Raw genomic sequence first — 23,396 nt, 5'->3', positions numbered from 1 at the left:
GTAGATTATATTAAATGTATTAAACTGGCTTCATGAAAATGAAGCCAGTTTTTTTTGAATATAATTTAAAACTAATATGGTTTATATTTATCATTATAAATTAGTTTAAGAACTAAATTAGCATTAGTTAAAAAACTAATAAGGTAAGTGAATAGAATAGTATAAAAGGATAGTTTTATTCAGTACTTAAGTCTATTGGTTCGTTTATTCAAAGCTGCAAAAGTGAGATAAAGAGCTTTAAGGTAAGTTTTAAAAAGACTTATTTTAAAGATGTAGTAGCTTCTATACCAAAAACAGCTGATCCAAAAACTTTTACTAGCATTTTTTCTTTAAATGTAAATAAAATTAAACCATAAAAAAAATGCAATCAAGTGTTTGATTGCATTCTAATAAATATAATTATTCTATTAAGCTGAATTTCTACTTGCGTTTATATTACCAAATAAGGAACGCATTACCATTTTTTCGTAAAGTTCAATCTCAGCTTCATTTCCTGCTGTTTTCTGTAAATCTTGAATTTTCTTTAGAGCAAATTGCTGTATAGTTAACAATGGTAAAACTATACTTTCTCTCATTACAATAGATGCTTTACCTTCTGGATAATTCTCCATTAATTCTTTATGACCTGTAAGTTTTAGCAATAGGCGTTTTGTTGTATTGTATTCCTCGTAAATTAATTTCCAGAACTCTCCATAAACAGGATCATCAGCCATATATGCAGTTAATCCAAAGAAAGATTTAGTTAAACTCATCATACTGTTTTCTAACAATGTTTTAAAGAAATCAGATGCATTGTAAAAAGAAACAATTTCATCAAATCTGCCTGCATCTTCGTATTTTTTTAGTGCTGTACCAACACCAAAAAATCCAGGTACGTTTTGTTTTAATTGACTCCAACTACCTACAAAAGGAATAGCTCTTAAAGCAGAGAAATCTAAGGTATCTGAATTAGATCTTTTACTTGGTCTACTACCAATGTTCGTTTTTGCATAGTATTTTAAAGTACTCATTTTCTCTAAATAAGATAAAAACTGAGGATGATTTTTAAAGTCTACATATGTTTTATAGCTAGTAGTTGCCAAATCATTTATAATTTCTCTATTCGTATCATTAATCTGATCTTTGGTAAATACTTCATTCTTTATACCTGAACTTATTAGTTGTTCTAAGTTAAACTGTGAAGAATCTAAGGTTCCAAAATTTGAACTAATTGTTTGTCCTTGTATCGTTAATTGTATTTCTTTGTCTTCTATAGTTGGGCCTAAAGACGCATAGAATTGATGTGTTTTTCCTCCACCTCTAGCAGGTGGTCCACCACGTCCATCAAAGAAAATAACCTCGATATCAAATTCTCTAGAGATTTTTGTAAGTGCTTCTTTTGCTTTAAAAATTCCCCAATTTGCCATTAAGTATCCCCCATCTTTGGTACCATCAGAAAATCCTAACATAATCGTTTGTTTGTTTTTTCTTTTTGATAAGTGATGTCTATATGCTGTATTACTATACAAAGTTTGCATCACATTGCTTGCATTTTCTAAATCTTCTACAGTTTCAAAAAGTGGAATTACATCTACTGGTAATTCATTTTCAAAACCGCACAGATTTAACATTGCAAAGGCTTGCATTACATTTAATGCAGTTTGATTGTTACTAATAATATATCTGTTTGCACCACTTTCTCCATTTCTTTGTTGAATTGTTTTTAGTGCGTATATAGAAGATATTGTTTTTTCAGACATTTCATCCTTTAACATACTTGGTTCTATATTTCCTTTTACTAGGGCTAAAATTTCTATTTGTTCTTCTGGAGATAAATTTTGGTAATTTTTAGGGAATGTAGTATCACCATTTTCTAATAAATCGTTTACCATTTTAGTAAAGGCATTATGGTGTACTCTGCTATCTTGTCTAATATCTAAAGTTGCAAAATGAAATCCAAAAATTCTTACTTTATTAATTACATCGTTTAATTCGTCTATAAATAAAGAATCATGGTTTTTTAAAATAATATCTCTCGCATTTTCTAACTCTTCTAAAAGAATTTCTTTAGAAAAATTTACTTTTGTATAACTCCTAACTACATGTTTATACAAACGCTTTTCTATTTTTGATAGTATTTCCTGTACACCATGGAAAGTAAAACGTCGTTTTAATCGTCTTACATCTCTGTAGTAGTTTCTTAAAATAGATTGACGTAACCTTTCTGCAACATCTAACGTAATTTGAGTAGTAACAAAAGGATTACCATCTCTATCTCCTCCTGGCCAAAATCCTAAGTCAATAATTTCATTTTCTATAGGTTTACCATCATATATATGTTGTTGAATGTAGTTGTGAATTTTACTAACAGAATGGTAGAAAACATTCTCTAAATACCAGATTAAACTTACTGCTTCATCAAAAGGTGTTGGTTTTGTTTTTTTATAAAAAGGGGTCTTGCCTAGTTGAGCTAAAAGTTTTTTAATAAGAAGTAAGTCATCATTTTGAATGGCTTTGTCTAAATCTGTAATAATTCCTAAAACAGAGCCAGGGTAAAATTGTGTAGGATGAGCAGTTAATACGACACGTACTTTAAATTCCTCTAAGTATTTTTTTAAGGCTTCTTTTTTACCACTTAAATTTGCTGTTTCTTTAGAGTTTCTTAGCGTACCGAATCCGTCCATATTATTTACTATAGGGAATGCAGCATCCTCAATAGCATCGAACAAAACAACCTGACGTTCTATGAATTGAATGAATTGAAAAAGCAAATCTTTTTTTTCTTTTTCTGATGGTGTATCTTGGTATTTTTTAAAAAACTTCTCAACTATTTCCGTAGGATTTTTACCATTTTTAAATCCTTTTTCACAAACTTTATGAAAGAGAGGTAATAAAACTCCTGTGTTATTAATAGTGTCAAAAGGTAACGTGATAAATATACTGTTGTAAATCTGAAATTTAGATAGTACGTTATCATTAAATCGGGTTAATTTGGGTAAGGTAGACATAAGTTGTAATTTACGTTGTAAAATTACAAAAATCTCAAAATAAAGAACTTAGGTATTTGGGAATAATTACGTAATTAATTAAGAATAAATTATAAATATACACCATAAAGTGCGATATTAATAAAAGCTGATTAAAACCGATGAATATTTAATTTTTAGGGAGTGTGGGTTGAACAGAGAGTGGACTTGGGCATTGCAAGTTCCAACGAGTTGGATCGTATTTTAATCGGAACCCTTTTAACAAATTTTCATCTCTGTAAGCTTTATAATCATCATATATTAGTGAAGAAGGTTTATTGCTTGTAGTATTTGTATATGTTGTATACGTTAAAAATTGATTAACATCTAAAGCTAATAAATCTACATATACAAAATGAAAACCTTTTAAATTTAACTTACGATTTAAAGAGGAAAAACTATTTTTTGAGGGCGTAACTAAATAGGTGTAGATACTTTTTGGAGTATTTACTGAACTTTGACTAAAACCATTTCCACTAAATAATAGTGTAAAGAGAAGACACAAACTGACATTCTTTATTGTAAAACTATTGGCTATTGTATTACTCATAAATAGATTTTCTTCTATAGTTATCTAATCCTTCACTTAGCCAAAGATAATATTTTTTTTTGTCTGTGTATTGTATTGCTTTATTTAATACTTCTAAATCTGGACTTAATAACATATAATAAGGCTGAGACGCATTTTTAAAATTAATTACTTGAAATGTAGACCACTTATCGCCCACAGTTTTAATTTTTTTCAATTTACCATTTTCTTTTAAGAAATTAAATTGTTGATTTTCTGGCAACTCTTTTTCATTGTCATCTACATAAAGCGAAATTAAGATGTAATCATTTTTAAGCATTCTAAAAATTTCTACTTCACTCCATACATTTTCTTCCATCTTTCTGCAGTTTACACAAGCCCAACCAGTAAAATCTAGTAAAATAGGTTTGTTAACTGCTTTTGCTTTTGCTAAACCTTCATCAAAATCTTTATAACAATCTAAGCCTAAGGGACAATCGTTTTCTTGTTCGTAAATGCTATAAAATTGAGGTGGAGAAAAACCACTAAGCAGACTTAAATTCCAAGTAGGATTTTTTAATATTCCAGGAGTTAAATAGATAGTAAAAGCAATTACTAAAGTACCAAAAGATATTTTTGAAAATGATAATTTTTTTACTGGAGCGTCATGTGGAAATTTAATTTTAGCAAAAATGTACAAGGCTAACCCTATAAAAATAACAATCCAAATACCAATAAAAATTTCACGTTTTAGAAGATCCCAATGTGCAACCAAATCAGCATTTGATAAAAATTTAAACGCCAAAGCCAATTCTAGAAAACCTAGTACAACTTTGGTTGTATTCATCCAACCACCAGATTTTGGCAATGCATTTAACCAATTAGGAAATAGTGCAAACAAAGCAAAAGGTAAAGCAAGAGCCAAACCAAAGCCAGTCATACCTGCAGTTAATTGAGTAGCTCCACCATCTGCAGTTAAAGAACCTGCTAATAACGAACCTAAAATTGGGCCTGTACAAGAAAAAGATACAATTGCTAAGGTTAATGCCATAAAAAAGATTCCTAAAATACCACCAACAGAAGATGCTGAGTCCATTTTATTACCCCAAGAACTTGGTAAGGTTATTTCATAAAAGCCAAAGAAAGAAAAGGCAAAAAAGACTAAAACCACAAAAAAGAAACTATTTAACCAAACATTTGTAGAAATGGTATTTAAAATCTCGGGATCTAAATTATCTAAAAAGTGAAAAGGTAGGCTTAATAAGATGTAGATCAATACGATAAAAAATCCATAAAGAATTGCTCTAAAAATACCTTTTCTTTTATTGTTTGTTTGTTTGGTAAAAAATGAAACCGTTAATGGAATCATAGGAAAAACACAAGGAGTTAAAAGTGCTAATAAACCACCAACAAAACCTAAAAAGAAAATACTAAAAAGTCCATTTGATGTTTTAGAATCAACATCTGAATCGTTTTTTAAAAGAGATTTATTCTTTAAATCTAACTTTAATTTTTGAGTAAGTAGCTTACTTTTTTCGTCTAAAACAATAGTTTCTTTAATAGCACTACCAGTTAACGAAAGTGTAAAATCCTCATCAATATTTATACAAGCTGTTTCACAAACTTGCCCAAAGAAGTTAATTTTAATTTGTGTAATATCTTTATTTGTAAGCTGAATTCTTTGTGTAATTTTTGCTTTCCCTTTAAAAACAACCTCTTCTACTTCCCAAACATCAGAATACTTTTTAAAGGTATCTTCTTCTTTAGGGTTTCCAACTAATTGATAACCAGTTGCATTTTCTGGAATAGAAATTTCTAAAGGTAAAGACGCGTTTTCAGGATTATACTGAGAATATAAATACCAACCTTTGTAAAGTTTAGCATTAAAAACAATATCATATTCAGTATCTGAAATTTTGTTGATAGAAGTCTCAATTTTTATGCGGTCACTTTCTGTTTGTGCCTTTGTAAAAAAAGCAATCAAAAAGATAAAAACAGTGATGAATTTCTTCATTATAATGTTGTGATTTTTAAATGTTTTTTGGTTGATTGTGTCGCAGAAAATCTGCGATCTTGCCTGTAACCAATCACCCAAATAATAGCATTATTAGCATTGCAAAGTAACCAAGTATTTTCTTTATCTAAAAGTGAAAATTTTTCATCTTTAAAATATTTACTAAGCTTCTTTTTTCCTGTCATTCCTATAGGATAAAGATAGTCTCCATTTTGCTTTTTCCTTAAAGAAAGAGGGTAATTTAACAAATCTTTATCAACGTAAATAGTTTGTTTATTCTCTTCATTTAGCTCTGAAACTTGGCTAAAAGTTAACTGAATTGGATGTTTAATTTCTGATAAATTTTCATAGATAAGTACTTCTTTAAACACATCATTATTTTCTAATTTAGATAAGATTAAATGTGTTCTATCTTTTAATAAGTGATGTGTTTTAGAATATAATTGCTTCCCTGATTGTGCTTCTAATAAATGATAAACATCATTCCATTCTGTAAAGTTGTAATCTTTTAATAGTTGGAATAAATATGCTTTAGGATTGGATAATTTCTTAATCTGTTCAATATTTATTTGCAGTTTATCATTTTCACTAGAAATTGTTTTTTGAGATACGTCCTCAATTCTGTCAGCAATTATAGTTTGTGCTTCTTTTAAATTTTCTATAGACTGTGAAAATGTTTCTAATAGACCAGGGTTAATTTCTTTAAGAACAGGTAAAACATTATGCCTTATTTTATTACGTACGTATTTCGTGGATGCATTACTAGCATCTTCTCTCCAATCAATATTATTTTTTTTAGCATAATTTAAAATTTCAGCTCTACTAAAAGGTAATAATGTACGAACAATGTTGCCATTTATAGCAGGTATTCCTGTAAAGCCGTTTAAACCTGAACCCCTTGTTAGATTTATTAAAAAGGTTTCTAAATTATCATCTGCATGATGTGCTGTTAACACAAAATCAAAATCGTGTTTTTTCACTAACTCTTTAAACCAATTGTATCTTAATTCTCTAGCTATAATTTGAGTAGAAGTTTTACGTTTTTCTGCAATTTTTTTCGTGTCAAAATTAACTGTAAAAATCTGATTATAATTTTTTTGTGATAAATTAATGACAAAATCCTTATCTAAATCACTTTCTTTTTCCCTTAGTCTAAAATTGCAATGTGCTAATGCAATAGTAGCACTATTTAGTTGGTTAAAAAGGTGTGTTAATACTACAGAATCCAATCCTCCAGAAATAGCAATTAATAGATTTTTACCCTTTAAAAAAGGAAAATTTATGTTGATATGTTCTTTGAATTTTTGAAGCATTTAAATTTTAAAAGTAATGAAATTAAAGTTGAGAATTTAACCAGTCTACAACATCTTGTAGCATTTCTTCTTGGCACAAATCATTATGCAATTCATGATAACCATCTTCATATAATTTTAGCTTTGCAAGTTTGCTATTATTGGCAAATGCTTCTGTACCTCTATAATCTATGATGCTGTCTTCTTTACCATGAACTAGGAACATTGGTATAGCAAGTTTATGTGCATTTTCTATGGCCCACTCTCCAGTTTCAATAAATTTTATAGAATAATTTGGACTTATTCTAGAATGTACTAAAGGATCTTGAATATAGCTTTTTACTTCTTCTTCATCTCTAGAAATAGCATTTACATCAAGCTCATTTCCCATAGTTAAAGGGGGTACGATATTCTGTAGTAATTTACCTATAAATAGTTTTACAGGTGGTGGATTAAAAGCTAATTTTAAAAATGGGCTAGTTGCAACTGCTCCTTTTAAATCATGGGTTTTTCTAAGCACATAATTTACTATAGTATTACCACCCATAGAATGCCCATACAAGAAAATAGGTTTGTTTGGAAAAATACTTTTTGCCTTTTCAATTACTTTTTCTACACTTTCTAAAACAGCGTCAAAACTAGGGTTATGACCTCTTTTACCACCTGTCTTTCCATGACCAAAATGATCAAAAGCAACAACTGCAAAACCATTATCTGTTAATTTTTGTGCAACATGTGTATACCTATTAGAGTGTTCACCCATTCCATGAGCTAAAACAACCACTGCTTTTGTTGTTTCTCCTTGCCAATATTGACCATAAAAAACAGTATCGTGAATAGTAAAGTTGAATGCTGTGTTGATCATTATTTTGATTTTTTTAACCAAACACGAATTTCTTTTTTTAAAGATTGTTCAGGTTTTGGTAAAGGAATTGTTTTTCCAAATTGTTTACTTCTATTAAATTTACTAAAATTAATTTTTAGCTGTTTCCAATCTTCAGGATACAGTTTAAGAAAACCACTAAACATATTAATTTCATTAGGTTTTTCTTTTATTGATGCAAAAATAGCTTCAAATTTTTCTTCTTTATTTTGTATCATACTTCATTAGAATTTAACAATACATAACGCATTGCTTTTGCTTTTAGTAAACACTCTTCATATTCCTTTTCAGCAATAGATTTTGCAGTTATTGCGCTACCTACAGAATAAGAAATGTATTTCTTTTCTTCATTATAAAGTATGCTTCTTATCACCACATTAAAATCAAAATTACCTTCTGGTGTAAAATAACCAACAGCTCCAGAATACAGACCACGTTTTGTTTCTTCTAAATTTTCGATGATTTTCATGGCAGATACTTTAGGAGCTCCTGTCATACTTCCCATAGGAAAAGTATCCTTTATCACATCTACTGCATGAATACCTTCTTTTAGTTCAGAAACCACAGTAGATATCATTTGATGTACTTGCTTAAAGCTATATATTTTACACAGCTCTTCAACTTTTACAGAACCTTTTTTAGCAGATTTAGATAAATCATTTCGTACCAAATCTACAATCATCACATTTTCTGAACGTTCTTTAATATCCTTTGATAAATCTGAGGCAATTTTCTGATCATCAATTACACTTTGTAAACGTTTTGCAGTGCCCTTTATGGGTTGTGATATAATTTTACTACCCTCTTTTCTAATGTATCTCTCAGGAGATGCTGATAGCAAATACTGATGTTCCATTTTTATAAATACTGCAAAAGGAGGTTCTGAAATGGCATTTAAATCTTTATAAACCTTTAACGGATTTATAGTCGCATTTTCTGCATAAAACTCTTGACAAAAATTTGCTTCGTAAATATCGCCTCTTTTAATATGATCTAGTACTTTATGAATTTTACTACAATAATCTTCTTTATGAATTCTGACTTTTATTTTAATACCACTTTCAGATTTTTTAATTCTAAGATTTTCAGATTTTTGGATTGCTTCAAAATCACTTTCTATTTCATCATCAACCATTTTTAGATAATGGAATTCAATTACATTTCCTTTTACGAAAAACAATTTTTGTGGCTGAAAGAAATACAAATCTGCAAAATGTAATCCATCAATATTTTTTGAAGAAAGTTGTTCTACATCATTTTTAACATCATAAGAAATGTAACCAAAAATGAAGTCTTTTGTTGTGTTTTGGTATTCTTTAAGTTTATTAAAAGCATTAGAATAATCTGTTTTAATAGATGTGAATTCTTCTGTAGCTAAAGCACAATCAAAACTAGAATATTGTTGTTGGTATTTATTAGAATCTAACCAAATTGCTGTATCAAATTGTTGTGCCCATAGTAATAGGTTCTCTTTAAAATCAGCAACATCATCAACTGTAAAAGACTTTGTGGTTCTTAACATATTCGCTACAAAAATACTTGAAAGTTTTGGAAACAAAAAAACCCCACCAAAGAGTGAGGTTTTTTACTATTATTTAATTTTTATGCATTTAAAGCTTTACCATCCCAGGCTGCTTTTGCTGCTTCTTTTACCGCTTCTGAGTATGTTGGATGACCATGACAAATACGTGCTAAATCTTCTGCAGAAGCTCTATATTCCATAGCAACAGCAGCTTCCATAATTAAATCTGCAACTCTTGCACCAACCATATGAACACCTAAAATTTCATCTGTTTTTTTATCTGCTAAAACTTTTACAAAACCATCTAAATCTCCACTAGCTCTAGATCTTCCTAATGCTCTCATAGAGAATTTACCAGATTTATATTCAATTTTTGCTTCTTTTAATTCCTGCTCAGTTTTACCAACTGCTGCAGCTTCTGGCCATGTATACACTATGCCAGGAATCAAATTATAATTGATATGTGGCTTTTCGCCAGCTATATATTCTGCAACGACAACACCTTCTTCTTCAGCTTTATGAGCTAACATTGCACCTTTTACAACATCTCCAATTGCATAAATATTTTTTATGTTGGTTTGTAAATGATTGTTGATATTGACTTGCCCACGCTCGTTAACCTCTACACCAACTTTTTCTAAGCCTAAACCTTCTGTATATGCTTTTCTTCCAACAGAAACCAAACAATAGTCACCAGAAAATTCAATTTCTCTATCTTTTTTGTCAGTTGCTTTTACAGTAATAGTATCTCCATTTCTTTCAACAGAACTTACTTTATGACTTGTTGCAAATTTAACGCCTTGTTTTTTGAAAACTTTTTGTAATTCTTTTGAGATATCTGTATCCATTCCTGGAACGATTTTGTCCATATATTCAATTACAGTAACTTCTGCACCTAAACGAGCATACACAGAACCTAATTCTAAACCTATAACCCCACCACCAATGACTAATAAATGTTTTGGTACTTTTTTAAGTTTTAAAGCTTCTGTAGAGGTAATAATTCTATCTTTATCTATATTGATAAAAGGTAATGTAGCTGGTTTTGAGCCAGTTGCTATAATAATATTTGCACCTTCTATAACTTCTGATGAACCATCATTCTTAGAAATCTTAATGCGAGTAGCATCTTCAAAAGATCCTAAACCTTCATAAACATCAATATTGTTTTTGTCCATTAAATATGTAATTCCACCTGTAGTTGTTTCTACAACTTTGGCTTTACGATCTATCATTTTTGAGAAATCGAAACTTGGTTTTTCAACCGAAATTCCGTGTTCTTCAAAATGATGAACTGCATCATAAAAATGATGTGAAGAATCTAATAATGCTTTAGAAGGAATACAACCTACGTTTAAACAAGTACCTCCTAATGTGCTATATTTTTCTATGATAGCTACCTTTTTACCTAATTGAGATGCTCTAATTGCAGAAATGTATCCTCCAGGTCCAGAACCAATAACTATAATGTCGTATTTCATGATATCTTATAATGGTAATTTATGTTACAAAAATACTAATATTTTTAGAGAATACATTCAATTTATGTAGATTTACAGTTCTTAAATTATAAAGTTCCATCTAATGAAAATACTAAAAAAAGTAGGTCTAGTTTTACTATTAATATTGATAATTGCGCAATTTTTTGACCCAAAAAAGAATGATGGAAATTTAGCTTCTCTAGATGCTTTTATTGCAGAGACAAATCCACCAGAAGATGTTTTACAAATTTTAAAAACTACTTGTTTTGATTGCCACTCTTCAAAAACCACTTATCCTTGGTATAATAATATTACACCAGTTAATTATTGGTTAGAAGAGCATATAGAAGATGGTAAAAAACATTTAGATTTTTCAAAATGGAGTTCTTATTCATTAAAGAGAAAAGAACACAAAATGGATGAGTTGTATGAAGAGGTGGAAGAAAGAGAAATGCCTTTAAACTCTTATACTTGGACACATGCAGAAGCCAACTTGACTCAAGAACAGATTGATGCTGTAGTAACTTGGGGTAAAAAAGTTCAGGCAGATTATAAGCAACAAATGGTTAGTAAATAATTGGTTAAAAAAACAATTTTAATTATTGGTGCTGTTTGGGTAGAGCCAAATTCTTCTGCAGCTGGCAGTAGAATGATGCAACTTATTGAATTGTTTTTAAAGAAAAATTATAACGTAGTTTTTGCATCTGCTTCTCAAAAAAATGAGAATGCTTTAAATTTATCTACTCTGCAAATAGAAGAGGTATTAATTGAATTAAATAATACTTCTTTTGATCTTTTTGTTAAAGATTTACTACCTTCAATTGTCATGTTCGATCGTTTTATGACAGAAGAACAATTTGGTTGGAGAGTTGCTGAAAATTGCCCAAACGCTTTACGGATTTTAGATACCGAAGATTTACATTTCTTAAGAAAAGTTCGTTATCAACAAATAAAAAAAGGAGAAGGTTTTACAAACGAAGCTTTATTAAAATCTGATGATACCAAAAGAGAAATTGCTTCTATTTTAAGATGTGATTTGTCTTTAATCATATCAATTTATGAAATGAATTTACTAAAATCTGTTTTTAAAGTTGATGAAAAGTTATTGTATTATTTGCCATTTTTATTTGATAAGATTGATGAAGGTCAATCAAAAAAATGGAAAACTTTTGAAGAAAGAAAGCATTTTGTTTTTATAGGCAACTTTTTTCATAAGCCAAATGTAGACGCAGTTGTCACGCTAAAAAAAGAGATTTGGCCAACGATTAGAAAAGCAATTCCTGAAGCTGAAATACATATTTATGGAGCTTATGTAAATCAGCAAATACAGCAATTACACAATAAAAAAGAAGGTTTTATTATTAAAGGTTTTGCAGAAAACTCAAAAGAAGTTGTTGAAAGCGGAAAAGTAGTTTTAGCTCCTTTACGTTTTGGAGCAGGTATAAAAGGCAAATTAACTGAAGCCATGCTTTGTGGAACTCCAAGTGTTACAACAGCTATAGGTTCAGAAGGTATGCATAAGAATCTATTTTGGAATGGTTTTATAAATGATGATTTTGATCAATTCTCGAAAGCAGCAATTGAGTTGTATTCTAATAAAAGCTTATGGATATCATCTCAAAGGAAGGGTATTACAATCATCAATCAAATTTATGATAAAGAGAAATTAGAGTCTCCTTTTATTAGTAAAATGAAAGAAATTAAACAGAGTTTAGACGAACATCGAACTCAAAATTTTTTAGGAAGTTTGTTGCAACATCAAACACTACAGGCTACAAAATTTATGAGTAAATGGATTGAAGCTAAAAATAAATAAGCTTAATTATTCTTTTCCATAATCAGGTATATAATCTAAAGGTAAAGAGTTTGCAAATTTTTCATAAGACCAATATCCTTCATAATAAGCAGATAAAGGTTCTTTTAAGATTCCTCTTTTATCTATAATAACATTCTTTTTACTGAAATAAAACTCGATGTTTGTGCTAAAGGTTCGGTTCGTTTGCTAAAAAGTGTTCTTCTTAAAAAGCGAAGTTCTTCTTTCTCTTTAGAATATACTATGCTTAAATTATTCTCAAAAATTAAGTAATATTGATTGTTCTTAATGCTAATAATGTCCTCTTTTTTTAACTGAGACTTGTATAAATAATCTTCATATTTTGGTAATCTATTTTTTCTTACTGTAACATAAGCAGAGTCAATTGCATTTTTTGGATTCTCTAAATTTCTTTTAATATTCTTATTATTAATCCTATTGAAACGAATAATTGCTCTTGCTTTTTCTATGGCTTCATCAGAAGGTCTTTTGGTGTTTAATACTCTTTTAAATTGATTAACAATATAACCTTCCTCTTTAAAGGTATCATTTATCAAAGATTTTAAGAAATGAACAACAGAACCCTTGTAAGCAATTTCTCTATTTGCTTTCCAACGCTTTTTCTTACGTTTTCCACCTTTTAAATTCTCATATCTAGAGTATCCTAAATAGGAAACATAATTATTAATTTTTGTAAAATCTTCTAGCTCATAAGTAATTAAATAACCTAATCCTTTATTTTTCATTTTTAATAGTTTTCTGGCAAAAGCAGTAAATTTATTTTGTTGATAATCAAACTCAAAATGCAAAACTTCTGGATTCAGTATTTCACATTCTTGAGCCAAATTTGTGAGTCCAATAAACTCTTGTTTAAAAGAAGCTAAATTGTGTTTCCAAGTTTCATCATAAACTGTTTTTTTGATGACAATCTCATTCAATACATTCTCATCTTCAACAAAATTAAAACGATGAGGTTTTTGATAGTTTGAAGTATTTAAATTATAGTTGATTTTTTTAAATCCTAAATAAGATACTATAAGTTCATATTCGCCTTCAGTAACAGTTAATGTAAATTCGCCAGCATTATTTGTGGTAGTTCCTAACATTGTATTGTTTAGATAAACAGCTACATTTTCTAAAGGAAGATTAGAATCAAATACGCTACCTTTTATAGTTATTTGTGCAGTTATAAAACTAGGGAATAAAAGTATGTAAAAAAGAAAAAACCGATTTGATAAAACGAAATGTTAATATGTAATCCTTTACAGTAAACCAGCTCTTTTTAGTAAAGCGTCTGGTTTTGGTTCTTGCCCTCTAAAGCGTTTGTATAATTCCATTGGTTTTACAGTACCACCTTTAGAAAGCACATTTTCTTTAAATTTTTTAGCTATTCCTTTATTAAAAATTCCTTCTTCTAAGAAATATTCAAAAGCATCAGCGTCTAAAACTTCTGCCCATTTGTAAGAGTAGTATCCAGCAGAATATCCTCCTTGAAATATATGAGAAAAAGCTGTGCTCATACAGTTTTCTGCAACATCAGGATACAATCTAGTTTCAGAAAAAGCATCAATTTCAAAATCTTTTACAGAGGTAATTTCTGACGGATTTCCAGAGTGCCATTTCATATCTAAAAGTCCGAAACTTAACTGACGTAAAGTTTGCATGCCTTCATGAAAACTAGCAGATTCTTTAATTTTTTCAATATATTTCATTGGGATAACTTCACCTGTTTCATAATGCTTTGCAAACAACTCTAAAGCCTCTTTTTCATAACACCAATTTTCTAAAACCTGACTTGGCAATTCTACAAAATCCCAAGAAACAGAAGTGCCTGATAAACTGTTGTAGGTTGTGTTTGCTAACATTCCATGTAGTGCATGACCAAATTCGTGAAATAAAGTGGTAACCTCGTTAAACGTCAATAAAGATGGTTTTGTTGCTGTTGGTTTTGTAAAGTTACACACAATAGAAACGTGAGGTCTTTCGTTAACTCCGTTTTTAATTTGTTGCGATTTGTAACTTGTCATCCAAGCACCATTTCTTTTTCCTTTTCTTGGATGATAATCAGCATAAAAAACAGAAATAAAGTTGCCTTTAGTATCAGTAACGTTATATGTTTTTACATCTGGATGATATTTTTCGATGGTAGAAACTTCTTCAAAATTTAAATCATACAAACGATGTGCAATTTCGAAAACACCATCAATTACATTTTCTAATTTAAAATAAGGTTTTAAAATCTCTTGATCTAAATCAAATAATTCTTTCTTTAATTTTTCTGAATAATAAGCTCCATCCCATTTTTGAAGGTGATCTATGCCATCTAACTTTTTAGCATAATTCTCTAAATTTTTAAACTCTTTTTGAGCAGCAGGTTTTGCTTTTGCTAATAAGTTGTTCGAAAACTCAATTACTTTTTCTGGAGTTTCTGCCATTCTTTCTTCTAACACAAAATGAGCATGTGTTTTGTAACCTAATAAGTTTGCTCTTTGCTGACGTAAGTTTACAATCTCTAAAACAATTTTTTCGTTATTGAATTCATTGTCTTGAAATGCTTTTTTACCAGCTGCAATTGCCATTTTTTTACGCAACTCTCTATTGTCTGCATATGTTAAAAACGGAATATAACTTGGGTGTTGTAAAGTAAAAATATACCCATCTTTATCTTGTTCTTTTGCTAATTGGTTAGCAGCTTCTTTCACAGAATCTGGTAAGCCAGAAACCTCTTCTTCTTCGGTTAAAAGCATTTCGAAAGCATTGGTTTCTGCTAAAACATTTTCACCAAATTGTAAAGACAATTTAGATAGCTTGGCATCTATTTCTCTTAGTTTAGATTTCTTTTCATCATCTAAATTAGCACCATTTCTGGCAAAACCTTTGTATTGCTTTTCTAACAACATTTGTTGCTCAGGTTTTAAATCTAAATTTTCTTTATCATCAAAAACAGCTTTTACTCTGTCAAATAATCCCTCATTTAAAGTGATGTCATTTCTAAATTCACTTAACCAAGGTGAAACTTCTTGAGCAATTTTTTGAATAGCATCATTGGTTTCTGCCGAATTTAAATTGAAGAAAATAGAAGTTATTCTATTCAGTTTTTCTCCTGTAAAATCTAAAGCTACTGTTGTGTTTTCAAAAGTGGGTACAGCTGTATTATTTACAATTGCATCAATTTCTGCTTTTGCTATTTCTATCCCTTTTTTAATAGCTGGTTTGTAATCTTCAGAAGAAATTTTTGTAAACGGAGCTGTATTAAAATCTTGTAAAAGTGGGTTCATATTTTTATAATTTATAAGCCCTTCAAATACGAATACTTGAAGGGCTTCTTACATTTTGTATTTTTTATTTTTTTATGCTTTCAGAAGCCTTTTCAACTTTAAGTTTTAAACCTTCTTTGTATGCAATAATTTTATCTAAAACACATTTGTCTGAAGCTCCAATAATTTGAGCAGCTAAAATACCCGCATTTTTTGCACCATCTAAAGCAACTGTAGCAACAGGTACACCTCCAGGCATTTGTAAGATTGATAAAACAGAATCCCAACCATCTATAGAATTTCTACTTTTTACAGGAACTCCAATTACAGGTAAAGGACTCATACTTGCAACCATTCCTGGTAAATGAGCAGCACCTCCTGCACCAGCAATTATAACTTTAATACCTCTAGAGTGTGCATTTTTAGAATAATCAAAAAGCTTTTCTGGTGTTCTGTGAGCAGATACAATATCTACTTCTATTTGAATATCAAAACTTTCTAAAATGTCTATTGCTTCTTGCATTATTGGAAGATCTGAATCGCTTCCCATTATAATTCCTACCATTATTATTTGCTAATTACTCTTATTGTTTCTTTAACTTTTTGTGCGATTTCTCTTGCTTTATCAACATCAGCATTTACGATAGTTACATGCCCCATTTTTCTGAAAGGACGCGTTTCTTTTTTACCATAAATGTGAGGTGTTACTCCATCAATTTTTAAAATATCATTTAAATTCTCATAAACTACATCACCAGAAAAACCTTCTGCACCAACTAGATTTAACATAATTCCTGCTACTTTACTTGCAGTATTTCCTAAAGGGAGATTTAAAATAGAACGTAAATGTTGCTCAAATTGACTTGTATAACTGGCTTCAATTGAATAATGGCCAGAATTATGTGGTCTTGGAGCAACCTCATTCACTAAGATTTGATCATCTACAGTTTGAAACATTTCTACAGCTAATAAACCAACAAAATCTAACTTACTAACTACATCTAATGCTACCTCTCTTGCTTTTTCTGCAACTTTAAAATCTATTCTTGCAGGGCAAATAACATATTCAACTTGGTTTGCTTCTGGATGAAATTCCATCTCAACTACAGGATATGTTGTTACTTCACCTGCTACATTTCTTGCCACAATTACTGCTAATTCGTTTTTAAACGGAATTAACTTTTCTGTAATACATTCTACTTTTGGTAAGTTTTCTAAATCCTCAATATTTCTTACAATTTTAACTCCATTTCCATCATAACCAAAACGTGCAGCTTTCCATACAAAAGGAAAATCGATGATATCATTTTCGTAAGAATGAATTAACTCTTGCAAATAGGCATAATGAGAAAATTCTGCAGTTGGTATTTGATGATCTATATAGAAGTTTTTCTGACGTGCTTTACTTTGAATAATTCTTAAATCTTTAGGCTTAGGATAAATAGCAACACCTTCTTCCTCTAATTTATCTAATGCATCTAAATTTACCTTTTCTATTTCTATAGTTAGTAAGTCTACTGTTTTACCAAAGTTATAAACTGCATCAAAATCTAATAAATCTCCAACTACAAAAGTGTTGCAAATTTCTGCACATGGTGCATTTTTATTACCATCTAAAATAGAAGTATGAATATCGAATTTTTGTGTTTCAGTAAGTAGCATTCTACCTAATTGCCCTCCACCTAAAATTCCTAATTTAAAATCTGAAGAAAAATAATTTTTCACGATACTTTATGTTGTGTTCACGCAAAAATACGCATCTAAAATATAAGAAACTATTAAAAATTACTGATTCGAATTGTAGAACCATTTTTTGTAACTCTATACTCAATTGCTGGGCAATCAAAACCATCTTTTTGAGGAGCACCTCCAAAATCTACACTGTAAGTTCCTTCGTCACAAGTGCATTTTAGTAATCTATTTTTGAATGTCATTGGAGAGGTACAATCGTTACTTGGACAAAAACGATCAAAAGCAACAAAGTCAGTACCATTTTTATTAAAAAGAAGTATGCCTTTATTACCACCTGCAAGTTCTGCAAAACCACCTGGAGTTTGCACATTAATTAAACTTGGATTGTTTAAATCTGTGACAACACTAACGTTAAAAGAACGGATGCAATTAGCTAAATTGGTTGTATCTGAGCAACTTATAATTGTGCAAAAAAGAAGTAAACAAGCTATTTTTCTAAACATATTTATTTGCTGTTTCTTTAAAAACGATGACAATTTACAAATATTTTGTACATTTGTGGTCTAATCTCATTCCTGAAAAGGCAATGAGATTTTTAAATTTACCTAAAGAGGTTTTTTTAATAATCAACTATCGTTTTAACTTGAAGATGTCTGATATAGAAAACGATATATTAAATATAAATTACAATGAGTGATATTTCATATTATTCTCCTGAAGGATTAAAAAAGTTAAAGGAAGAATTACATCAATTAGAGCAAGTAGAAAGACCAAGAGTTACCCAAGAAATTGCAGATGCAAGAGATAAGGGTGATTTGAGTGAAAATGCAGAATACCATGCAGCAAAAGAGGAGCAATCTCACTTAGAAACTAAAATTGCGAAGCTTAAAAATGTAGTTGCAAATGCACGTATTTTAGATGAAAGTCAGTTAGATACTTCTAAGATTTTAATCCATTCTAATGTGAAAATTAAAAATATTGCAAATGGGATGGAGTTTTCTTATAGATTGGTTGCAGACTCTGAAACTGATGTAAGAAATGGAAAACTTTCTGTAAATTCACCTATTGGTAAAGGACTTTTAGGTAAACAAGTTGGTGATGTTGCAGAAATACAAGTGCCAAGTGGTGTTATGAAATTTGAAATTGTAGAAATTACAAGGTAATTCTGCATTTTAGAAACATTATAAATTCGGGTTTTGACACAGTCAAAACCCGAATTCTTTTTTATATTTACTCTCAATCATAACTTAATTTAAAATCTTATTTGATGAGCATTTTTACGAAAATAATTAATGGAGAAATACCAAGTTATAAAGTTGCTGAAGATGATAATTTTATCGCTTTTTTAGATATCAATCCCAATGCAAAAGGTCATACACTGGTTGTTCCTAAAAAAGAAGAAAATAAGATTTTTGATTTATCTAAGGAGGAGTATTCTTCGCTAATGAATTTCTCTTATAGAGTTGCAAAAGCTTTAGAAAAAGCAGTGGATTGTAAACGAGTTGGTATGAGTGTTATTGGTTTAGAAGTGCCCCATGTACATGTGCATTTGGTTCCAACTAATGTAATGTCTGATATGCAATTTACAAAAAAGGAAAAATTAACGAAAGAGGAGTTCGTTGCTTTAGCACAAAGTATTTCTCGAAATTTTGAGTAAAGTAATAATCTTTAAAAAGTTAGCTTAAATTATTTATTAATTTAAAAAATTTCGCTAAATTTTATTTAGTATTATTTGAAAAGTAGTTCCTTTATCAATTTCAGATTTTTTAACTAAGATTTTTCCATTATGATAATCCTCAATGATTCTTTTAGATAAAGATAAACCCAAGCCCCAGCCACGTTTTTTGGTCGTAAAACCAGGCTTAAAAACCTGTTTGAATAGTTTTTTAGGTATGCCTTTACCTGTATCAGTAATCGTAATTTTTATTCGCTTCTGTTTGCATTCAATTTTTAAGTTCAATTGACCTTTACCAAGCATTGCATCAATGGCATTCTTTAATAGATTCTCTATTACCCAACCAAACAATTCTGTATTTAAGTCGGCATAAATTTCATCATCATTACTAGAAAATGTGAACGAGATTTGCTTGGAGCTTCTAGATTCTAAATAATCAAAAGCTTGTTTTGTTATAGTTATAATGTTATCTTTTTTCAACTCTGGTTTAGAACCAATTTTAGAAAATCGGTTTGCAATTGTACTTAAACGATGTACATCTTTTTCAATTTCTTTAATATAATCTTCATTAACATTTTCCATTTTTAAAATCGAAATCCAACCCAATAATGACGATAAAGGTGTTCCTATTTGATGTGCAGTTTCTTTAGCCATTCCTGTCCATAATTTATTGGTTTCAGAAGCTTTATTAGTTTTGTAAAACAGGTAGATGATTGCAAGAAATAAAACTAAAATTAATAAAAGCGCTAAAGGGTAGTAGGTAAGTTTGTTTAATAAATCTGAATCTCTATAATAGATATAATCTGTTTTGCCTAAATAATCAACTTTAATAGGTTGATTTTGGCTCTTCATTATTTCTAGTTGTTTCTTTAGATATTCAGGGTCGTTTTCTTTTTTAGGATTAAGGTTATTAGATCCTTTAATTTCACCATCATCACCAACCAAAATAAAAGGTATATCTTTCGTTTTGCTAATGATACTTAAAGGTAAGTTAGAAATATTCTGATCTAAATCTGCTAAACTTTCTGTGTTAAGCTCTTTAATAGCTTCACCATGAATTTCCATTTTAGCTCTTTCAGCCAACTTAAATTTTTGAAAAAAGCGATAGGTATTCCAAAGAATTAAGGTTACAATTACCAACGATACAAATACTGTAATTCGTTTAAATAAAAGGGTATTAGAGAATAATTTCATTAAAAACAAAGATAAGGTTTCTACAATATAACTCCTTTCAAGTTTAGATAGTATCTTTACATCACTAAAATTTATAATATGCTTTCTATTGATCCAAAAGAAATTACTACTTGTAAATTACATGGTTATTTATTGGGTGCAATTGCACCAAGACCTATTGCTTTTGCAAGTACTTTAGATGCAAAAGGTAATCCTAACTTATCTCCTTATAGTTTTTTTAATGTGTTTAGTTCTAATCCACCAACTATAATATTTTCACCTGCAAGAAGAGTTAGAGATAATACTATAAAACACACTTTAGAAAATGCACAAGAAACTAAAGAAGTTGTAATTAATGTCGTGAATTATGATATTGTACAACAGATGTCTTTAAGTAGTACAGAGTATGCAAAAGGAGTTAATGAGTTTGATAAAGCTGGCTTTACTATGTTAAAATCAGACATTGTAAAACCTTTTAGAGTTGCAGAATCTCCAGTTCAATTTGAATGTAAAGTAAAAGATATTATTTATACAGGTACAGAAGGTGGTGCAGGTAATTTAATAATATGTGAAGTTGTAAAATTACATGTTTCTGAAGATATTTTAGCAGAAGATGGCTCAATAGATCAACACAAAATAGATTTAGTTGCTAGAGCAGGAGGCAGCTATTATTCTAGAGCTAGAGATGGCTTTTTCGAAATTCCGAAACCAATTGCAATTCTAGGTATTGGAGTAGATGCTATACCATCAGAAATACGAAATAGTACCATATTAACTGGTAATAATTTAGGAATGTTAGGTAATGTAGAACAATTACCAGATGCAGTAACTGTTGATAACTTTAGCAAAGAACATCCAGAATTTATTGGGTTAGAAACTGTAAAAAAACATACATTTGCTAAAGAGTTTTTAAGTAAAAATGATGTAAAAAGTGCTTGGAAAGTACTTTTATTAAAATAAGTATTATGGAAGTTATTGGAAAAATAAAATTAATTGGAGACGTACAAACATTTGGGTCTAATGGATTTAGAAAAAGAGAATTAGTTGTTACAACTGATGAGCAATATCCTCAAATGATTATGGTAGAATTTGTACAGGACAAAACAGATTTGCTAAACAATTATAATGTTGGTCAAGATGTAAAAGTTTCTATTAACTTAAGAGGTAGAGAGTGGATTAACCCTCAAGGAGAAGCAAAGTACTTTAACTCTATTCAAGGTTGGAGAATCGAAAACTTATCGTCTGCACCACAATCAGATAATTTACCTCCAGTAGATCAATTTGAGCCAGCAAGCAACGTTTCTAATGATGAACCAGATGATTTGCCATTCTAGGTTTCATAAACTATAAAGCAAAAAAAGAGAGAATTCATTTAATGAATTCTCTCTTTTTTTATGCAGTATATTTTAGTGAAAGTTTAGTTTTCTTTTTTCTTTGGCATTGGACCTCTTAAATGAATAATTAATCCGTTTAAAAAATTGCGTAAAAATTGATCTCCACATTCTACATATTTAGGATGATCTTCTTTTCTAAAAATTGCACCTAATTCTCCTTTAGTAACTTTAAAATCTACTAGAGCACAAATATCTATTATATCTGTATCTCTTAACTTATGTGCTACTCTTAGTTTTTTAAAAATATCGTTATTTGTTAATCCCATGCAACAAAAGTATGCTTTTAATGTACCACTTTAAAAATTGCCCATCCATAAATAGCATATCTAGCTAATCTAAATAAACCAAAAAACACTACGTTTTTAAAAGGGTATTTAATCATACCTGCTGTTAAGCAAGCTATTGCAAATGGTAAAGGTAATAGTGCACCTACTAAAATTAAAACACCACCCCATTTTTGAGTATTTTTTAAGCTTTTCGCCATTTTAACTTCAAGATATAGTCTTACCTTTTCTAATTTAGAAATAAATTTTCCTAAAGAATAAGAAACTAGACCACCAGCATAAGATAGCAAAGCAAGAATGAATAAGTTTAATACAGGGTCTGACGTTTTTTTTGCCCAAGCAATAAATATTTCTGGCGGAATTAACCCTAGAATAGATTCTGAAATAAAGAATACAATTAAAACGCTATTTTTAGAAAATGTTTCTGTGAAATGACGTAAGCCATCATTTATATTGTAAACATATTTATTAAAAATAAAAACTAGTAAGATTACTCCTAAAATTGGAAGTATCGCATTTTTTAGATTTTTACCCACAAAAGAATAGAAACCAGTTCTCTCATAGTATTTATGAACTAATTCGAATTTTTTTCGATTTGATTTTGGTCTTTTTCTTCTTTTAATCATGCCCTTTTTTCCTCATCTCAAAATAGCTTGCAAAAATAATGCATTAATCTCTAAATATTCTGTTAAATAGAAATTAAAGTATTTCTTGGTAATCACTAAATTTGTAACCTTTAGATAATTTATAATGATTTGGCTAACCGATAAAATAGAATTTCCAGATTACTCCTATTCAACAGAAAGTGGAATTCTTGCTTTGGGTGGAGATTTGTCTGTAGAAAGATTACTTTACGCTTATGAGAATGGAATTTTCCCCTGGTATTCAGAGGGAGAACCAATAGTTTGGTATTGCCCCTTAGAAAGAATGGTTTTATACCCAAATGATTTAAAAATATCTAAATCTATGCAAAATCTATTAAAAAAGAATGCATTTACAATTACTGAAAACAAGAGTTTTGAAGAGGTAATCTACAATTGTAAAACCATTGACAGAAATGATGGTTTAGGCACTTGGATAACAAATGATATGGAGCGAGCATATATTAACCTCCATGAAAAAGGAGCAGCAAAATCTATCGAAGTTTGGCGTTTTTCAGTTAAAAATCAGAAGAAAGAACTTGTTGGTGGTTTGTACGGTTTAGAGGTTAATGGTATCTTTTGTGGAGAAAGTATGTTTTCAAAAGTGTCTAATGCATCAAAGTTTGCTTTTATTCATTTGGCTCAATCTAATAAATATCATCTTATTGACTGTCAGGTTTATAATCCACATTTAGCAACTTTAGGGGCAAAAGAAATTGAAAGATCTGAGTTCTTAAAAATTTTAAAGAGCAAATTTTAACT

The 23,396-nt window shown here is 29.6% G+C and carries 23 protein-coding genes; 7 read left to right on the top strand and 16 right to left on the bottom strand.

Translation table 11 applies throughout. The features are described 5' to 3' along the window. Window positions 1–407 precede the first annotated feature (407 nt). The 8 genes from Q0L44_RS00160 to lpdA form a co-directional block, all read right to left on the bottom strand. Window positions 408–2,987, bottom strand: coding sequence for a phosphoenolpyruvate carboxylase (locus tag Q0L44_RS00160; RefSeq protein ID WP_296633654.1), 2,580 nt, complete (start codon window positions 2,985–2,987; stop codon window positions 408–410). A 148-nt stretch (window positions 2,988–3,135) separates the two neighbouring features. Beyond that, the gene (locus Q0L44_RS00155) at window positions 3,136–3,555 is read right to left on the bottom strand and encodes a hypothetical protein (RefSeq protein ID WP_296633651.1); all 420 of its coding nucleotides are present in this window, start codon (window positions 3,553–3,555) and stop codon (window positions 3,136–3,138) included. After that, window positions 3,548–5,527, bottom strand: a complete 1,980-nt coding sequence (locus Q0L44_RS00150; RefSeq protein ID WP_296633649.1) for a cytochrome c biogenesis protein CcdA — start codon at window positions 5,525–5,527, stop codon at window positions 3,548–3,550. The genes Q0L44_RS00155 and Q0L44_RS00150 overlap by 8 nt, the downstream gene beginning before the upstream one ends. Further along, window positions 5,527–6,840 (bottom strand): tRNA lysidine(34) synthetase TilS, encoded by a 1,314-nt coding sequence (gene tilS, locus Q0L44_RS00145; RefSeq protein WP_296633647.1) that lies wholly within the window; start codon window positions 6,838–6,840, stop codon window positions 5,527–5,529. Before tilS ends, Q0L44_RS00150 begins: the two co-directional genes overlap by 1 nt. A 22-nt stretch (window positions 6,841–6,862) precedes the next feature. Beyond that, window positions 6,863–7,684: an alpha/beta hydrolase gene (locus tag Q0L44_RS00140; RefSeq protein ID WP_296633644.1), complete on the bottom strand. Its 822-nt coding sequence runs from the start codon at window positions 7,682–7,684 to the stop codon at window positions 6,863–6,865. Beyond that, window positions 7,684–7,920, bottom strand: coding sequence for a hypothetical protein (locus Q0L44_RS00135; RefSeq protein WP_296633641.1), 237 nt, complete (start codon window positions 7,918–7,920; stop codon window positions 7,684–7,686). The genes Q0L44_RS00140 and Q0L44_RS00135 overlap by 1 nt, the downstream gene beginning before the upstream one ends. Continuing rightward, window positions 7,917–9,224: an aminodeoxychorismate synthase component I gene (gene pabB, locus Q0L44_RS00130; RefSeq protein WP_296633640.1), complete on the bottom strand. Its 1,308-nt coding sequence runs from the start codon at window positions 9,222–9,224 to the stop codon at window positions 7,917–7,919. Before pabB ends, Q0L44_RS00135 begins: the two co-directional genes overlap by 4 nt. 80 nt (window positions 9,225–9,304) lie before the next feature. Beyond that, window positions 9,305–10,705, bottom strand: a complete 1,401-nt coding sequence (gene lpdA, locus Q0L44_RS00125) for a dihydrolipoyl dehydrogenase (protein ID WP_296633637.1) — start codon at window positions 10,703–10,705, stop codon at window positions 9,305–9,307. A 103-nt stretch (window positions 10,706–10,808) separates the two neighbouring features. On the opposite strand from lpdA, the gene Q0L44_RS00120 reads away from it, so the two are divergent. Beyond that, window positions 10,809–11,282: a heme-binding domain-containing protein gene (locus Q0L44_RS00120; RefSeq protein WP_296633635.1), complete on the top strand. Its 474-nt coding sequence runs from the start codon at window positions 10,809–10,811 to the stop codon at window positions 11,280–11,282. Next, the gene (locus tag Q0L44_RS00115) at window positions 11,283–12,521 is read left to right on the top strand and encodes a glycosyltransferase (protein WP_296633631.1); all 1,239 of its coding nucleotides are present in this window, start codon (window positions 11,283–11,285) and stop codon (window positions 12,519–12,521) included. Between the two features lie 122 nt (window positions 12,522–12,643). On the opposite strand, the gene Q0L44_RS00110 is transcribed toward Q0L44_RS00115, so the two are convergent. The 5 genes from Q0L44_RS00110 to Q0L44_RS00090 all read right to left on the bottom strand — a co-directional run bounded on the left by Q0L44_RS00110 (window position 12,644) and on the right by Q0L44_RS00090 (window position 17,970). After that, a complete protein-coding gene (locus Q0L44_RS00110; RefSeq protein WP_296634175.1) occupies window positions 12,644–13,690 on the bottom strand; it encodes a carboxypeptidase-like regulatory domain-containing protein in 1,047 nt (348 codons plus the stop codon). 90 nt (window positions 13,691–13,780) lie between these two features. Next, window positions 13,781–15,796 carry a M3 family metallopeptidase gene (locus Q0L44_RS00105; protein WP_296633629.1) on the bottom strand — a complete coding sequence of 672 codons (2,016 nt, stop codon included), beginning with the start codon at window positions 15,794–15,796 and terminating at the stop codon, window positions 13,781–13,783. 64 nt (window positions 15,797–15,860) lie between these two features. Then, on the bottom strand, window positions 15,861–16,340 hold the full coding sequence (gene purE / locus Q0L44_RS00100) for a 5-(carboxyamino)imidazole ribonucleotide mutase (RefSeq protein WP_296633627.1): 480 nt from the start codon (window positions 16,338–16,340) through the stop codon (window positions 15,861–15,863). A gap of 2 nt (window positions 16,341–16,342) precedes the next feature. Then, window positions 16,343–17,500 carry a 5-(carboxyamino)imidazole ribonucleotide synthase gene (locus Q0L44_RS00095; protein ID WP_296633625.1) on the bottom strand — a complete coding sequence of 386 codons (1,158 nt, stop codon included), beginning with the start codon at window positions 17,498–17,500 and terminating at the stop codon, window positions 16,343–16,345. A 53-nt stretch (window positions 17,501–17,553) separates the two neighbouring features. Continuing rightward, on the bottom strand, window positions 17,554–17,970 hold the full coding sequence (locus tag Q0L44_RS00090) for a phosphoribosylaminoimidazole carboxylase (RefSeq protein ID WP_296633622.1): 417 nt from the start codon (window positions 17,968–17,970) through the stop codon (window positions 17,554–17,556). A 186-nt stretch (window positions 17,971–18,156) separates the two neighbouring features. Here Q0L44_RS00090 and greA point away from each other — a divergent pair, with 186 nt between their 5' ends. Both greA and Q0L44_RS00080 read left to right on the top strand, forming a co-directional pair. Next, on the top strand, window positions 18,157–18,630 hold the full coding sequence (gene greA / locus Q0L44_RS00085; protein WP_296633620.1) for a transcription elongation factor GreA: 474 nt from the start codon (window positions 18,157–18,159) through the stop codon (window positions 18,628–18,630). Between the two features lie 104 nt (window positions 18,631–18,734). Next, a complete protein-coding gene (locus Q0L44_RS00080; RefSeq protein ID WP_296633617.1) occupies window positions 18,735–19,124 on the top strand; it encodes an HIT family protein in 390 nt (129 codons plus the stop codon). A 54-nt stretch (window positions 19,125–19,178) separates the two neighbouring features. Here Q0L44_RS00080 and Q0L44_RS00075 read toward each other — a convergent pair whose 3' ends face one another. After that, window positions 19,179–20,336: a HAMP domain-containing sensor histidine kinase gene (locus Q0L44_RS00075; protein WP_296633615.1), complete on the bottom strand. Its 1,158-nt coding sequence runs from the start codon at window positions 20,334–20,336 to the stop codon at window positions 19,179–19,181. Between the two features lie 78 nt (window positions 20,337–20,414). Here Q0L44_RS00075 and Q0L44_RS00070 point away from each other — a divergent pair, with 78 nt between their 5' ends. Both Q0L44_RS00070 and Q0L44_RS00065 read left to right on the top strand, forming a co-directional pair. Beyond that, a complete protein-coding gene (locus tag Q0L44_RS00070) occupies window positions 20,415–21,275 on the top strand; it encodes a flavin reductase family protein (protein WP_296633613.1) in 861 nt (286 codons plus the stop codon). A 5-nt stretch (window positions 21,276–21,280) separates the two neighbouring features. Then, entirely contained in the window at window positions 21,281–21,649 is a 369-nt protein-coding gene (locus Q0L44_RS00065; RefSeq protein WP_296633610.1) for a DUF3127 domain-containing protein, read from the top strand. 83 nt (window positions 21,650–21,732) lie between these two features. Here the strand turns inward: Q0L44_RS00065 and Q0L44_RS00060 are convergent, their stop codons facing one another. After that, a complete protein-coding gene (locus tag Q0L44_RS00060) occupies window positions 21,733–21,975 on the bottom strand; it encodes a DUF1456 family protein (protein ID WP_053973576.1) in 243 nt (80 codons plus the stop codon). A gap of 17 nt (window positions 21,976–21,992) precedes the next feature. Continuing rightward, window positions 21,993–22,619 (bottom strand): VTT domain-containing protein, encoded by a 627-nt coding sequence (locus tag Q0L44_RS00055; RefSeq protein WP_296633599.1) that lies wholly within the window; start codon window positions 22,617–22,619, stop codon window positions 21,993–21,995. 124 nt (window positions 22,620–22,743) lie between these two features. Here Q0L44_RS00055 and aat point away from each other — a divergent pair, with 124 nt between their 5' ends. After that, window positions 22,744–23,394, top strand: coding sequence for a leucyl/phenylalanyl-tRNA--protein transferase (gene aat / locus Q0L44_RS00050; RefSeq protein ID WP_296633595.1), 651 nt, complete (start codon window positions 22,744–22,746; stop codon window positions 23,392–23,394). The last annotated feature ends 2 nt before the right edge of the window (window positions 23,395–23,396 follow it).

It is taken from the genome of Polaribacter sp., assembly GCF_024639685.1.
Lineage (GTDB): Bacteria > Bacteroidota > Bacteroidia > Flavobacteriales > Flavobacteriaceae > Polaribacter.
The sequence above is the reverse complement of the archived record's forward strand: the minus strand, read 5'-3'. Positions and strand labels throughout refer to the sequence as shown.